Annotated in this window: 11 protein-coding genes; 2 read left to right on the top strand and 9 right to left on the bottom strand. The window is 60.4% G+C overall.

The features are described 5' to 3' along the window. Window positions 1–5 precede the first annotated feature (5 nt). Together HKD28_RS11290 and HKD28_RS11285 are read left to right on the top strand one after the other, a co-directional pair. Window positions 6–2,354 carry an arylsulfatase gene (locus HKD28_RS11290; protein ID WP_194268198.1) on the top strand — a complete coding sequence of 783 codons (2,349 nt, stop codon included), beginning with the start codon at window positions 6–8 and terminating at the stop codon, window positions 2,352–2,354. A gap of 29 nt (window positions 2,355–2,383) precedes the next feature. After that, window positions 2,384–3,805, top strand: a complete 1,422-nt coding sequence (locus HKD28_RS11285) for an arylsulfatase (RefSeq protein ID WP_235993434.1) — start codon at window positions 2,384–2,386, stop codon at window positions 3,803–3,805. A gap of 66 nt (window positions 3,806–3,871) precedes the next feature. Here HKD28_RS11285 and HKD28_RS11280 read toward each other — a convergent pair whose 3' ends face one another. From HKD28_RS11280 to HKD28_RS11240, 9 genes are all read right to left on the bottom strand, one after another. Continuing rightward, window positions 3,872–5,629 (bottom strand): dihydroxyacetone kinase family protein, encoded by a 1,758-nt coding sequence (locus HKD28_RS11280; RefSeq protein ID WP_194262487.1) that lies wholly within the window; start codon window positions 5,627–5,629, stop codon window positions 3,872–3,874. A gap of 36 nt (window positions 5,630–5,665) precedes the next feature. Then, window positions 5,666–6,685: an ABC transporter permease gene (locus tag HKD28_RS11275; RefSeq protein ID WP_194262488.1), complete on the bottom strand. Its 1,020-nt coding sequence runs from the start codon at window positions 6,683–6,685 to the stop codon at window positions 5,666–5,668. Next, entirely contained in the window at window positions 6,675–8,180 is a 1,506-nt protein-coding gene (locus HKD28_RS11270) for a sugar ABC transporter ATP-binding protein (RefSeq protein WP_194268197.1), read from the bottom strand. Before HKD28_RS11270 ends, HKD28_RS11275 begins: the two co-directional genes overlap by 11 nt. A gap of 37 nt (window positions 8,181–8,217) precedes the next feature. Continuing rightward, window positions 8,218–9,150: a substrate-binding domain-containing protein gene (locus HKD28_RS11265; RefSeq protein WP_062108616.1), complete on the bottom strand. Its 933-nt coding sequence runs from the start codon at window positions 9,148–9,150 to the stop codon at window positions 8,218–8,220. Between the two features lie 54 nt (window positions 9,151–9,204). After that, window positions 9,205–9,687: an RpiB/LacA/LacB family sugar-phosphate isomerase gene (locus HKD28_RS11260; protein WP_194268289.1), complete on the bottom strand. Its 483-nt coding sequence runs from the start codon at window positions 9,685–9,687 to the stop codon at window positions 9,205–9,207. 35 nt (window positions 9,688–9,722) lie between these two features. Continuing rightward, window positions 9,723–10,532 (bottom strand): triose-phosphate isomerase, encoded by an 810-nt coding sequence (locus tag HKD28_RS11255; RefSeq protein ID WP_194268196.1) that lies wholly within the window; start codon window positions 10,530–10,532, stop codon window positions 9,723–9,725. 184 nt (window positions 10,533–10,716) lie between these two features. Next, window positions 10,717–11,700, bottom strand: a complete 984-nt coding sequence (locus tag HKD28_RS11250) for a beta/alpha barrel domain-containing protein (protein WP_194268195.1) — start codon at window positions 11,698–11,700, stop codon at window positions 10,717–10,719. Between the two features lie 3 nt (window positions 11,701–11,703). Next, window positions 11,704–13,413 carry a glycerol-3-phosphate dehydrogenase/oxidase gene (locus tag HKD28_RS11245; protein WP_194268194.1) on the bottom strand — a complete coding sequence of 570 codons (1,710 nt, stop codon included), beginning with the start codon at window positions 13,411–13,413 and terminating at the stop codon, window positions 11,704–11,706. After that, complete coding sequence (locus HKD28_RS11240; RefSeq protein WP_194268193.1) at window positions 13,410–15,029, bottom strand: FGGY-family carbohydrate kinase; 1,620 nt, start codon at window positions 15,027–15,029, stop codon at window positions 13,410–13,412. The genes HKD28_RS11245 and HKD28_RS11240 overlap by 4 nt, the downstream gene beginning before the upstream one ends. Between the last annotated feature and the right edge of the window lie 262 nt (window positions 15,030–15,291).

The following is a 15,291-nucleotide window of genomic DNA, read 5'->3' as shown; positions in this document are numbered from 1 at the left end:
TGGTCATGAAAAGACAGATGTCTCTGGGCCTTCTTCTGGGCAGTACGCTTTTATGGGGTAGTGTTGTGCAGCATGCCCGTGCCGCAGAACCGTCCGAGGCGACGCAGGGCTGGCCGCAATCGCCACAGGCGCCCAAGGGGGCGCCGAATATTGTCGTGATTCTGATTGATGATGTCGGATTTGGTGCGACGAATGTTTTTGGTGGCCCGATTTCGACACCGGATTTCACGCGTCTGGCGGATGCCGGGCTGCGGTATAACAATTTTCACGTCAATGCTTTGTGCTCCCCGTCGCGGGCATCCTTGCTGACGGGATATAATGACCGGCAGGTGGGGTTCGGAAATATCGAAGAAGCTGCTTCCAGACATCCGGGGTATAATACCGTTCTGCCTGCGAACGTGACGCCGGTTGCCGAAGTTCTCAAGGAACACGGATATAATACGGCGGCGTTCGGAAAATGGCACAATACGCCTTACTGGCAGATTAGCGCGGCGGGGCCGTTTGATCTGTGGCCGACAGGGCGGTGGGGGTTCGAACATTTTTATGGGTTTCTCGCCGCAGCGGACAATCAGTATTATCCGCGTCTTTACCGTGACCAGACCCCTGTTGAGCCGTCTTCCACGCCGGAACAGGGCTATTATTTCACGACCGACATCACCAACGAAGCCGTCCGCTGGCTGCATCAGCATGACGCCGTGGCGCACGATAAACCGTTCTTCCTTTATTATGCGACGGGTGCGACGCACGAGCCGCATCATGTGCCCAAGGCATGGATTGCGAAATATAAAGGGAAGTTCGATCAGGGCTGGGATGTTATCCGGCAGCAGAGCTTTGAGCGTCAGAAGGCGCTTGGCGTTATCCCGGCGAATGCGGAACTGACACCGCGCCCCTCCACCCTGCCTGCATGGGACAGTCTGTCTGCGGATGAAAAGAAGCTGCTCGCGCATCAGGCCGAGGTCTATGCCGCTTTTGCCGAAGAAACCGATCATGAAGTCGGACGGCTTCTGGCGACTCTGCGGGAGGAAGGCATTGCGGACAACACGCTTGTCCTGGAAGTGTTCGGGGATAATGGCGGGAGTGCCGAAGGCGGGTTTCTGGGGAGGGATGCGAAGACTGCGGAGGGCGGAACGCCGGATGTCAGGACGCGTCTGGCCGACAGTGATGCGCTGGGAAGCGAGTTGTATCTCAACCATTATGCCGCCGCATGGGCATGGGCGCTGACGTCTCCGTTTCAGGGCACGAAACAGGATGCCGCCCATCTGGGTGGGACGACGGACCCGCTGGTCATCTCTTGGCCCGCACGCATCCACGACACTCATGGAATACGGGGTCAATTCGGGCATCTGAACGATATTGCGCCAACGCTTTATGAAGCCGCCGGGATTACACCGCCGTCCCACACGGCGGGCGTTGAGCAACTCCCGATTGAAGGCCGGAGCCTGCTTTATACGTTCGATCATCCCGACGCTCCGTCGCGGCACAAAGTGCAGTATTTCACTACGAGCGGAAATCTGGGCATTTATTCCGATGGATGGTGGGCCGGACAGCTTGCTCAGGAAACATGGGAGGTGGGTGACAACCGCGTGTATCTGACCCGTGGGACACAGCCGCAGACGCATCCGTGGGAGCTCTACAGGTTGAGCGATGACTACAGTCAGGCCCATGATCTGGCTGCGAAATATCCCGAAAAACTCAAAGAGCTTCAGGCGCTTTTCCAGCACGAGGCCAGCCGTAATCATGCAGATCCGCTCCGGCCCGGAGTTGACGCATATCCGCTTGGTACGGCGACAGGCCAGACGGTCTTTACATACCGCTCTGGCGTGGATCGCGTAGGGCCGCGTTTTGCACCGGATCTGGGGCATGATCCGTATACGCTGAGTGCTGATGTCGATGTTCCTGCGGGCGGGGCGCAGGGGGTGATTTTCGCCGAGGGCGGGCGATATGGGGGTGTCACCCTTTATGTTTCGAAGGGGCGCCTTGTTTATGAAGCCAATGCAAATGGTGTGCGGACAGGACAGATCGTAACGTCTGCTCCTTTGGCGGCAGGACGGCGGCATATTGTCGTGACGGTCACACCGGAGCAGGAGCGGACAGCGGGGACAAGCGATGCGGCAGCGGAGATGATCCGGCGCTGGGTGGGCGGGAAGCCGGTTCCCGCGACGGTAGGGCTTTCCGTGGACGGAGCCCCGGCCCGGCAGGCGCGTTTCAGCAACATCGCCCTGTCATCGCGGGAGACCCTCGATATCGGTCGTGATCTGGGATCTGCCGTGAGCCCGGCCTATACGGTGCCCGCAGCATTTACGGGCCGTATCGACACGGTCACCCTCACGACTGCGCAGTCCTCCGGCCAATGAATCCCGTTCCATCACAGGAGGCGCAGGCCTTGATCCGTTCAATCCGTATGAACCGGCGGACACTCCTCGCCGGAAGCGCAGCGCTCGGCACGGTGACTTTGGGGCTGTCGGAGGGGGCTGCGCAGGCGGCTTCCAGGGCAGTCTCGCGGGCGCCCAACATCATTTACATCATCGCGGATGACTTGGGTGTGTATGATCTGGGCTGTTACGGCCAGACCAGAATCCGCACACCGCATATCGACCGGATGGCGGCTCAGGGCATGAAGTTCACGCAGGCTTATGGTGGCGCGCCCATCTGCTCGCCTTCCCGCTGTGCGCTCATGACGGGGCGTCATATGGGACATGCGTCCATCCGAGACAATTTTGCGCTCGCCGGAGGCGTGGTCGGATACAAGGGGAAGGAGCAGATCCGCAGGGCCAATCTGTTCGATAAGGAACCGACGGTCGCGTCCGTTCTGAAAGAGCAGGGATATGTGACGGGGCTGGTGGGGAAGTGGCATCTCGATGGTTACGATCCTGATGCCATCCCGACGCGGCACGGGTTTGATGAATTCCACGGATGGTTGACGCAGACGGAAAAGACGCAGGGCTATTTTCCGGAGAAATGGTACGACGGCACGACGTTGCAGGATGTCGCGGGAAATGCCGGCGGGGGGCGGGCTGTCTACGAAACCGACATCGTGACGGATCAGAGCTGCGACTTCATCAGGCGTCATCGCCAGAAGCCTTTTTTCCTGACGGTCGCCTATAACGCGCCGCATAGCCCGCATATTACGCCAGCCGAGGGGGATTATGCAGGAGAGCCCTGGGGCGCCCGGGAAAAGGCCTATGCGGCTATGATCGAATTTCTGGACGCTGGCGTCGGCAGTATTCTGCAAACGCTTGAAGCGTCGGGGCTGGACAACGATACGATCGTGTTTGTGTCGTCCGATCATGGGCCGAGATCCGAACCCACGGCGGAGCAGACGGAGGTTGTGACCTTCTTCAACTCTCATGGTCCGTTGCGAGGCTATAAACGCGAGCTTTACGAGGGCGGAATCCGTGTTCCGCTGATTGCGCGCTGGCCTTCACGGATCGCCGCGGGCACGACGAACGGGACACCCGTTTATCATCCAGATTTGCTGCCGACGGTTCTCGGGCTGGCAGGGCGCAGTGTTCCTGTGGTGACGGATGGTCGCGATCTGACACCCGTTCTGCTGGGGCAGGGGGAGCTGCCGGAGCGACTGCTCTACTGGGAGACGTATGAGCCGTCTTTCTGGCAGGCGGCGCGTCTGGGGCGATGGAAAATCGTGCGGCCTGTCGGGTCGTCCCGGCTGGAACTTTATGATCTGACGGCAGATCCGGGCGAAAAGCGTGATGTGGCCACCAGATATCCCGAGATTGTCCGCGAGCTCTCAGGACGACTTGTGTCGGAACACAGGCCGTCGCGTGAATATCCGATCGCCCTTTAACCAACGAAAGGGGACACCGATCATCGTCCGCCCAAGCAAAAGAGACGATGATCGGTGACTTTGCTGTCAGGCCCTGAGGTCGTGCAGCAGATCGTGTGCGTGCTGGGCAGCCATTCCGGCTTTCAGGTCCCTACCAACGCTACGTACGCAGAGGGCGAGGGACAGGGCACCGGCATCGGGATGGCCCTTGCTCCGTTCGCCGTGCATTTTCGCCCGTCCCATCCGGGGCAACAGGTTGCGTGTGTCCTGCGCGGCCTGATAGGCGGCCTCTGCGCCTTCCATCCAGGCTTTGACAAGCTCATGGCCCGCGGCCAGTTCCCGCTCCAGCGTTTCCACAAACGGGACCAAGGCATCCACGAGAGTCTTGTCGCCGGGCCTGGCCCTGCCGAGCAGCATGATGCGCTCCATACTGTTGCGGGCGCCCTGCGAAAGCTGTTCGGCACTCGGCAGACGGCCATCATCTAGCGCCGTGCTGAAGGCCCGCAGACCTTCTCCCCAGAGCGCACCCGATGTGCCCCCGGCACGGTCGGCCCAGGCATCGGCTGCCGTGGCCAGAACCGTAGCCGGGCCGGCACCGGCATTGGCTGCGTTACGGGCGGCGCGGGCTGATGCTGCGGACCCGCGCGCCATGCCCTGTCCATGGTCGCCATCGCCAGCAAGGGCGTCGATATGCCCCAAGCTGGATTCCTCGGCGGCCAGCATCTTCGCCAGATTTTCCATGACATCCGCAACACACGCCCCGCCCTGACGGCCCGCTGCGGTAGCGGAGCGCATATAGACGATCGTCGCCTCATCTTCGACGGCAAGGTCAGCCACGCCGTCCCCGACTAACTTGTCATGGCGCAGGGCCGCGGAATCCACTGGCGCGCGCCAGTACTCCTCAAGATCCTCGTCGAGCCATGTCAGAGTCAGGGAACAGCCCGCCATGTCCAGACTGGTGACATATTCGCCCACCAGTGGGGCCACGAGGGTTAGCCCGGCGTTTTCGAACATTGGCGCCAGCGCGTTCCACAGCACGAAAAGCTCTTCCTGCTTGGTGCTGCCCAGACCGTTCAGTAGCACAGCGACACGTCGCGGCGCTTCGTGGGGAATTTCGGCCAGCAGACGGTCGAACAGGATTTTTGCCAGCGCTTCCGGGCTGGGGACGTCCTGTTCATCAATTCCCGGCTCACCGTGAACACCCAAACCTAGGGCCATGCGGTTCTTGGGAACTTCAAACAGTTTTTCAGTCTCGCCGGGCAGGGTGCAGCCGTCGAAAGCCACGCCGAAGGTGCAGGTCTGACGGTTCACGCGATGCGCGACTTCCTCGACCTCATCAAGCGTCAGTCCGGCTTCGGCAGCGGCCCCGACGATCTTGAAAATCGGTAGGTCTCCCGCAATGCCCCGGCGGCGTTCGCGGGTGGAGGCGTCCGAACTGGCCACGTCATCGGCGGTTGCCAGAACGCGGACGTCATAGCCCTCTTCGCGCAGACGGTCGGCGGCAATCCCGAAATTGAGCACATCGCCCGCGTAGTTGCCGTAGCCGAGGATGATCCCTCCGCCGAGATCGGCCTGTCGGGCGATGCTCTTGATGGCCTGCGTAGAGGGGGATGCGAAAATGTCGCCTGCCACGGCAGCATCGCCGAAGCCCTTGCCGACATAGCCCGCAAAGGCGGGATAGTGGCCCGAACCGCCTCCCAGCACGACGGCGACCTTGCCTTTGGGGCCGGGTTTTGCCCGCAGAACGCCGCCACGGACGAGGCGCACAAGGTCATGATGGATCAGGCTGAACCCACGAAGGGCTGACATTGCGAAATTGGATGCGTCGCCGCAGATCTTGGTCATGTGTTTTTCCTCCAGTCGTGTCCCGCAGCGGGACCGTCAGGCTGCATCACGGTTGAGGTAACGACGGGCCAGTGCGTCGAAGGAGATGGCGAGGACAACGATCCCGCCGCTGACGACCGACTGCCAGTAGGGCGAAATTCCGAACAGGACGATGATGTCTTCGATCATGCCGATGATGACTGCACCCAGAACCGCTCCGACCGGACTGCCGATGCCGCCGGTGGTTGCGACACCGCCAATGACGGCTGCGGCGATGGGTGCGAGAACCCATGTGTCACCGATGGAAGGCTGGGCCGTTCCCAGACGGGCCACCATCAGGATTCCGGCAAGGGCGGACAGGAACCCGGCGAGGGCAAAAGCGCCCATGCGGATGGCGTTGACGCGGATGCCCAGCATCCGGGCGGCGTCCGGGTTGCTGCCGATGGCGTAGATGTAGCGGCCGACGGGCGTGCGGAACATGACGAACGCCACAACCGCCAGACACACCAGAAGCACGACGAACGGCACGGGAACACCCATGACGAGCCCACGCCCGAGAAAGGAGATGTCACGGGGAATGCCCGTAATGGCCACGCCTTTGGTCGCAACGAGGTTGGCGCCGCCATAAACGCCAGCCATACCGATCGTCAGCACCAGCGAGTGCAGGCGGAGTTGCGTAATGAGCGCTCCGTTCAGCAATCCGCACCCGGCTCCCATCAGCAGGCACAGCCCGAGCGAAAGCCAGGGGTTCAGCCCAAGCTGCACCATTAAAATGCCGCCGACCACACCCGCCAGGCCACCAATGGCACCAACGGACAGGTCAAGCTCGCCCAGGATCATGAGAACGGACTGTCCGATCGTGACCAGCCCGACAAAGGCCAGCGCACGCGCGATGATCATCATGTTGAAGGACGTCAGGAAGTGCGGCGACAGCGCACAGGACGCCCCGAAAATGATGACGAGCGCGGCGATGACGCCGCCCAGCGGATTGCCCACCAGACGCGACACCAGAGCCTTCATGGGCGGCAGTTTCGGTGGCTTGGACGGCGCGGCGGGGAGGGTGGTTTCAAGCGACATGACGGGTCTCCGGGGCGCCGATGATCGCGCCGACAAGCGTGTTGACGTCGGTGGTGGCCTGATCGAACGAACCCGTGATCCGGCCGGAATACATGGTGATGATCCGCGAGGCGCAGCGCTGAAGCTCGGTCATTTCGGACGAAACGAGGATGATCCCCACGCCTTCTTCGGCAAGCTGCTGCATGATGCGGTAAATCTGGAACTTGGTTCCGATATCGATCCCTTTGGTGGGTTCATCGAAAATCAGGACGCGCGGCCTGCGGGCCATTGCGCGTCCAATGATTGCCTTCTGCTGGTTGCCGCCTGACAGATGAACGATTTTTTTGGACGCGGAGGACGTCCGGACGTCGAACTGCTGGATCGTCTCCGCCACGACGTCATTTTCACGCCGGGAGGAAATGATGCCGCCGCGCTGCATGCGATCCAGAACTGAGAGGCTGATATTTTCCCGCACGCTGAGCAGCGGGAAAATGCCGTGATGTTTGCGCTCTTCGGAGAGGTAAACCATCCCCATCGCTACGGCACGGTCCGTGCGGCCACGGGGGATTTCTTCTCCGTCGAGGAAGCACTGGCCGGATGTCGCCCGATGATAGCCGAAAATCGTCTGCATCAGTTCGGAGCGGCCCGCGCCGACAAGCCCCGCAAATCCAAGGATCTCGCCCCGGCGCAGGGTGAAGGAGGCATCCGAAAACCCCGGTCCTGAAATCTGTTTAGCGCTCAAGATGGTGTCGTTTTCACTGACGGCGAAACGCGGCTGGAACTTCTCTTCCAACGAGACGGAGCTGCCGGACATGAGCTGGATCAGGTGCCCTTCCGTCATGCCCTGCATGGGGTAGGTGCCGACGCTGCGGCCATTGCGCAGAACCGTTACCGTGTCGCCCAGCTCAAAGATTTCTTCCATCTTGTGGGAGACAAACACGATCGCGCAGCCGTCATCGCGTAATCTGCGGATGATCCGGAACAGATGCTCGGTTTCGTTCGCCGTCAGCGAGGAGGTCGGTTCATCAAGGATGAGAACCCTGAATTCCTCACGGCAGGCCGCGCGCGCGATCTGAAGAAGCTGCTGGTCCGGCACGCTGATGCGGTTCACCAGATGGCCGGGTTTTGCATGAATTCCGAAGCGCTGGATGAGGTCTGCCGCAGCCTTTTCCATGGCACGGCGTGAGACCGTCAGATGGCCGAACCCGGAGCGGTCGAACGGCATGAACATGTTCTCGGCCACCGTCATGGAACCAAAAAGGCTCAGCTCCTGCGGGACATAGGCGACTTTCGTAAACAGAGTGCGGTCCGCCAGCGCGTCTCCGCCTTCGATCAGGACGCGGCCCTCATCAGGGGCGACGAGGCCGGTCAGGACCTTGATCAGGGTGGATTTTCCGGCACCGTTTTCGCCAGCGAGAATATGGATTTTCCCTGGCTCCAGCGTCAGATCCACATGATCGAGTGCGACCACGCCGGGATAGGTCTTCCGTACGGCTTCGATCTGAAGAATTGTCATGGTCGTGTTTCCCTTGTCCTGATCGTACGGCAAGATGTCAGAGGGTTTTGCTGGTCAGAAGATCAATTCCGGTATCGATATATTTGGGTGTCTTCTGTCCCATGGCTTTTTGCCAGGCAGAGATGACAGCCCAGTAACCCTGCATTTCGGGGCGGCTGGAGGCGGAAGATTCCGCTACGCCGTCCTTGATGAGCTGGATCATGTCATTGAGGTTGTCGAGGCCGACTTCTTTGACTTTCCCGGTCTTGCCGCCCTCGCGGATGGCCTGTCCGATGCCCACCGGCCCGGAGGCATCGCAGGCGACCCAGCCCACCAGATCCGGATGGGCCTGCATGATGGCGGAGGCCTGTTTCTGTGCGGTTTCGATGCTGTCATTGTCGATCCCCGTCGCGACGACTTTCATGTCGGGGTATTTTGCAAAGACCTTCTTTTCACACTCGGCCCGAAGCGTATGATTTGGCGCTGTGGGCACACCCATCATGATGGCAACCTCACCCTTCTTGCCAACGAGGTTCGCCAGCCGCTCGGCCGCCATAGTGCCCTGTTCGCAGAAATCCGCGCCGACGGCCGTGATGTCCATGCCTTCGGGCGGCAGGGAGTCGAACACCGTCATCGGGATTTTCTGATCCGCTGCTTCGTCCATGGCGGCGCGATTGCCCTTCTCATCCAGCAGATCGAGGATCAGGCCATCAGGATGGGTCGCGACAGCGCGTTCGATAATGTCGTTCTGCGAAGACACATCGGCCGTCTGCGGCGCGCGATATTCGATTTCAACCGGGCGGCCCGTTGCTTTGGTGATCATGTCACCAGCGGCCTTCGCCCCTGTCATGGCTTTGTCAAACCACGGATGGACCGTCTTGGGGATCAGAACGAAATGCAGGGGCGCGCCACTCTCCGCCGCACAGGCGACGCCGGAGGACAGAACTGGCGCAGCCGCCAGCATTGCGGCAAAAGCGAATGCCGTTTTCATAACTCTGTTCTTTCGAAAATCAGCCAGAACCTGTTCGGGCTAAAAGTTTTTATTTCAGCAGCTCATATTCGCGGAGACGGGCTGCCGGTATTTCCTGCCGAGTGCATCAATTCCGGCAATATTGCGCGCCGATGCACTTGTGGGATCGAAGGTGCAAGCCAGCCAGGCTTCCACGATCGACTTCGCCACTTCCGGCCCGATCACCCGCGCGCCCATGGTGATGATATGCGCGTTGTTCGACAGGGCCGCGCGTTCGGCGGAATAGGTGTCATGGGTCAGCGCCGCTCGGATGCCGGGAATTTTGTTGGCGGAAATGCACACGCCAATTCCGGTTCCACAGCACAGAATGCCGCGGTCGAATTCACCGCTCAGAACCGCCAGCGACACGCGCTCGCTCAGTTCGGAATACAGTTCGGCCCGTTCATCTTCGGGATGGGACATGTCGACGACGACATGGCGTCCAAGCGTCGAGAGATGCTGGGTCAGAAGTCTCGCCAGGCCTTCTCCGGCGCTGTCTCCACCAATGGCAATACGCATGGTCATTTTTCCTGTTCTTGCGTTCAGGCGACCGTTCAGGCCGCTATTTTGTCCGAAACCAGATCACGCACACTGTCGATGAGGGCCATGAAGTCCGTCGCCTTCCAGGCCGCCCGCCCGATGAACACACCATCCACATCCGCAAGTCCGACATAGCTGCGGATGTTGTCCCGCGAGACGCTGCCGCCATAAAGCAGCGGGATGCGCGCACCCTCTGCACCTGCGAGGTCCTGCACGACACCTCGAAGGCGGGTATGAACATCCGAGACGAAGTCCGCGTCCGCCGGGCGGCCGGAAGCTCCGATGGCCCAGACCGGCTCATAGGCAATCAGGACATGCGCCAGATCGTTTCGCGCCACGCCATGCAGTGCGATTTTGGTCTGCCGGGCCAGCGTTTCGTGCGAGACGCCAAACTCGTACTCGTTCAGCGTATCGCCGATGCAGATGAGCGGGCGTAATCCGTGACGGAGGGCTGCGTGAACCTTCAGGTTAACGGTCCAGTCCGTCTCGCCGAAATGCTGGCGACGTTCGGAGTGGCCGATTTCCACCATCGAGGCGCCGCAGTCCCGGATCATCTCCGGCGAGACTTCGCCCGTCCAGGACCCGCTGTCTTCCCAGTGCATGTTCTGCGCGCCCACCATCAGGGCGCTGTCTTCCAGCACGGTGCAGACATCCTTCAGGGACGTGAACGGCGGGATGACGAAAGGCTGGATCCCCTGCGGCGGAACAAATCCTTCAAGGGCCTGCGCTGAAGCGATGGCTTCGGCCGGTCCCTTGTTCATCTTCCAGCTCGTTCCGATCCAGACCTGATCCATTTCCGACCTTCCGAGAGGCTGAATGTTCATCCCGATTCTCCGTGTTGCAGACCGGTATATGTTAGCTTGAGCGTTAAAGCATAACATAAAAGAGTTACCAATACCAAAAGTAACGATACAAAATTTAGGAAGTTCAGAAGAAAAATCCTCTTTGAGGGCGATTTTCTTCTGAATTCTTGGGAAACCCGCTCTGCTTTATAATCACATAAAAATGTTACGCTGCGCGCTCCAGCAGGACCGCTTCGGTCACTACGCTATCCAGATCCGCCTCTCTGAGGGGCGGTACGCCCTGAGCGCCCAGTTTTTCATGATAGAGATGTGTTGCTTCTTTTGCCGACAGCGCGCCGTCGGTCACGCTGCGCATGGCCTCGATCAGCAGAAGCGGGTCATCTGCATCCACGATCTTGCGGCCGAAAAGCGCTGCGCGCGCACCACAGCACTGCGCCTGATGGATCAGTTCCAGACAGTCGCGCGTTGTTCCGCTGCTGCCCCCCATGATGCCCACGATCACGGAAGGGTCGAACGCACAGAGTTCGCTCAGGGCGTCCGCGCCATTGAAGGGCACCTTGAGGAAAACGGGGCGTTCTTCACGCCGCAAACCTGCCAGACAGCGGACAATCATGTCGTTCAGATAAAAGCCGCGATCCGCCTGTGCGATCCGGCCTTCATTGGGATTGAAGACCTCAAGGAAATACGAAAAGCGGCTTTCTTCGGCTTCTTCCCGAAAGCGGGCGAATTCTTCCAGCGCAAAGCTGTCCTGTTCGGCGTCGCCGTTGAAGGTCATGGAATACAGGCCAAGGCTGGTCTGCGCTTTTTTCAGCGATGCCGAGCGGAAAGGAACGGATTTCTGGGACTGGTAGGAGCCACCCCGTCCGCGCCACAGATCCGTCGTGTCATTGGCCCGGATCGCGGACTGGATCCGGGTTCCGGCAAAGCCGTCTTCCGCGATCAGGGTCTCCAGAATGGAGGCCGACGTCAGCATGATGTCCACGATGTCCTGCTGGAGGATGCCGTGGATCACGTCGACATATTCGCGGCGCGTCCGGAAACGGGAATGACCCTGTCTGGGGTCGCGACGCAGGCCTGTGGCGCTGACGCCCGCGGCCATGTCGGAATCCTTGGCATCTGCGAGAATGAAATCCGTACGGTCGTCCTGACCGGCCAGCATGCGCGCGATTTTTTCTTCATAACGGTTCATGGTTCAGGCTCTCAGGGCTGTCTGTGAGGGGGAGGTGTCGGGGAGGTCGCCCTTCAGGTTGTGGCGCTCCTGCGCTTCTTTCCAGGCGGCGCGGCACTGCCGGTCCGTTTCCTGTGCGCTCCATCCGAGAGCTGCACCCACGACACCGCCCACCTCGAGAACGACGTCGGGTGTGAGGAGGCCGCTCAGGGCAACCGGCGTCCGGCGAAAGAGAACATCGGAAAGGGTGCGGACCAGTTCTTCCGAAGCGATGAAGGCCAGTTCGCGACGTGTGTAGGTCGGGAGCGTCCGCAATGGCGCGTCGGCTTCTTTCTGGCAGAACACCGCAAAAGCGCGGGCGCGCGATCCGTACCGTTCCAGCAGAATTCCGGCCCTCTGGCGCGGCATGCCATAGGTTACGAAAAACTCGTCTAGATACGCGGAATAGCGCTCTGGCGCCGGATAATCGCGGCCGCCGCCAATCGGGAAAGTCTTCGTGGAGAGGTGCCGTGCAGCGCCCAGAGTGTCGAGAAGCTGGTCTGCAACCTCTTCGGCCAGCCCACGGAATGTCGTCCACTTCCCGCCAACCAGTGACAGGAGGGGCGTGTCTCCAAGCCGGTTTTCATGCACGATATGATCGCGGCTGATGGCTCCGGGATCGGATGCATCGGTCGCGGGGAGGGGGCGGACGCCACTGTAGCGGTAAACTACGTCATCAGAACTAAAGCTGAAGCCGGGGAACAGATCCGCGACCATTCGCAGCATGTATTCCTGTTCGTCGTCGGTGCAGGTGGCGGTATCGGGATCTTCGATCCGGAGATCCGTTGAGCCGACCAGAACGTGACCGTAAAACGGATAGGCCAGACAGATCCGTCCGTCCGGCGTTCCGAAATACATCATGCGTCCTTTGAGTTCGCGCAGAAGTCCGTCATGCCGCAACAGCAGGTGCGAGCCTTTCGTGCCGCCGATATACCGCGTCTTCTCGCCGAGGACGGCATTGATGCGATCGATCCACGCGCCTCCCGCATTCACAAGCGCCCGTGTGCGGACATTGCGTGTCTCTCCGGTCATGCTGTCCCTGAGACGCAGAATGCCATCGGCAAATGAAACCGGAACACTATAGGTCGCAACCCCGCAGCCGGTCCCGACATTCAGCCCGTCCTGCACACATTCATAACCAAGCCGCTCGGGCTGGGTGATGGCCGCGTCATAATATTGTGCGGTGGCGAGAACGTCCGTCGCCATATGCGGCCATTCTTCCCGTGTCCTGCGATTGAGGAAGAGGCTGTGTCGGGGCATGACACGCGCGCGCCGTCCCAGAAAATCATAGATCTGAAGCCCGGCTTCCAGCACCAGAGCCCCCCGGTCCGTCATTTTTCCGCCCAGACGCAGGAATTTCCTTAAAGACGGGACGATGCCTCCGAACCAGGAGCGGATTGGCAGAACCGTTGGCAAGGGTTTGACCACATGCGGCGCATTCCGCAGCAGAAGATTGCGCTCCAAAGTGGACTGCGCGACCAAGCGGAATTCACCCGTTTCGAGATATTTGATTCCGCCATGGATCAGCCGCGAGGGCGCGCAGGAGGCGCCGGAACAGATGTCGCTCCTATCAACGAGCAGGACGCGCAGATCCTGTAGGGCCAGTTCGCGAAACAGTCCGGCTCCGTTGATGCCGGCCCCGATAATGACGACATCGAACTCCGCAGTCTCGCGGATATCTTTCAGTCCGCTCATGGCCGTGCTCCCTGTGTCATGGTGCTGGCCATGGCGTAGTTCAGAACCGGTCCGGCCTCCACGAGATCGTTTTCGCGAGATCGTTCTGTCGTGGCAGGCTTCAGCGAGGACGTTCCGCCATCATAAAGATCTGACCAGAACGGCCTCATGGCCTGTGTCAGTGCGACATAGCGGCGATAAATTCCCTCATAAACGCGCTCGCGGTCCGGCTGCGGTCTGTAGGTGTGCATCGGCACGTCCTGCGCGGCCACGGCATCTTCAAGGTTCGCGTACAATCCTACGGAAACGCTCGCCGTCAGGGCCGCGCCCAGAGCTCCGGCTTCGCGGACTTCGGGGATGCGGACAGGCATTCCCAGAATATCCGCGAACATCTGGGCGATGGCAGGCTGTCCGCTTCCACCTCCCGAAATTCCGATCCTGCGGACGGGTCCGGTCTGTTTGAGGGCATCGACATGTTCACGATGATTGAAGACCGTTCCTTCCACCATTGCCTGAAACAGATCCGCCCGGTCATGCCAGGATTGCACGCCGAACAGGGACGCGCTGGCGGGGGCGTCATAGGGCGAGCCGAACAGGAACGGGTGATACAGCGGAACCGCAGGACGGGTTCCCGGCTGGGACAGGCGCGCTTCTATTTCCGCAGAAAGAACACGGGCAGCGTCCTGATCGCCGGGCATGAGGATTTTCGCCAGCCATTCGAGATTGCTCGAGGACGCCGGAGAAATCGCCATGCAGTTCCACAACCCGCGACGATATCCTGCCCGACAGGCCCAGCCTTCCCCGACGACAGGCCGGTCGCGGAAAACCTCGTTGATCGAAAAGGTTCCAGCCGTGATCGACAGATCGCCCGCTCTGGTATGGCCCAGACCGACGGCTGCGGCCGTCACATCATGCAACCCGACCGAAACCGGCGTTCCGACCACAAGTCCCGTCAGGGCTGCGGCTTCCGCCGTCACGACGCCACCCTGCTCACAGGAGAAGCGCATTTCCGGCAGCGCAGCCCGGATGTCCGCAAGGCCCAGAACATTCAGCAGATCGTCGCTGTAATCCTGCGTGTACAGATCGGTAAAAGACGTGCTGGCCTCGGTCAGATCCGTCGCGATTTCACCCGTCAGGCAGTAACGGATCCAGTCCTTGGCAAAAATCACGGACCCGATTGCCTGATACCGTTCCGGTTCGTTGTCCCGGATCCAGGCAAGAAGTGTGTTGGCCGAATAGACGTACGGACGCTGCCCCGCGATCGGGAGCGTCAGATCGGAAATGCCGTCACGCTTCCATCGCTCGTGAATGGCCGTCGCCCGGCTGTCGAGCGACATGATGCCCCGGCCCAGTGGATTTCTTGAGCGGTCAAGTAGAAAAACACCATCCCCGTGCGCCGTGACCCCGACAGAAGCAATGGCGCTCCCCTCCAGTCCTGCGGCGCTTAGCGCATCGCGAATGGATCCGATAACGGCCTGCCACGCTTCGTGCATATCGCGCTCGACATGGTGCGGGCGCTCCATGTGCTGTGCGACACGGCGTCGCCCTGTTCCGACGATGGCCCCTGTGGACGAAAACACAACGGCTTTGGTCGTGGTGGAACCGCTATCGATTCCGATGATGAAATCCCGGCGCATTTCTGGCCCTCCAGACGGCTTCAGTGTCAGGGACACGCAAATTCGAAGGACAGCCATATCACCGATTGCGAGATATAGAACACATATATCTGTGATATTTTAAGATTTAGTGTGACTTATCACGCTGATGCCCCGATGACGGGCCAGAAATCTGATCTGCTGCGGATAACCTGCGCGGTTGTCATCACAGCAACCGTGAGCCATAAAAACAGGGAATGCTTCTTCTTGAGTGGATGCAAAAAGAAGCGCGTCTTACTGCCCG

It is taken from the genome of Gluconobacter cadivus, assembly GCF_015244745.1.
Classification (GTDB): domain Bacteria; phylum Pseudomonadota; class Alphaproteobacteria; order Acetobacterales; family Acetobacteraceae; genus Gluconobacter; species Gluconobacter cadivus.
Note: the sequence above shows the minus strand (reverse complement) of the source record. Positions and strands in the feature narration are given on the sequence as shown.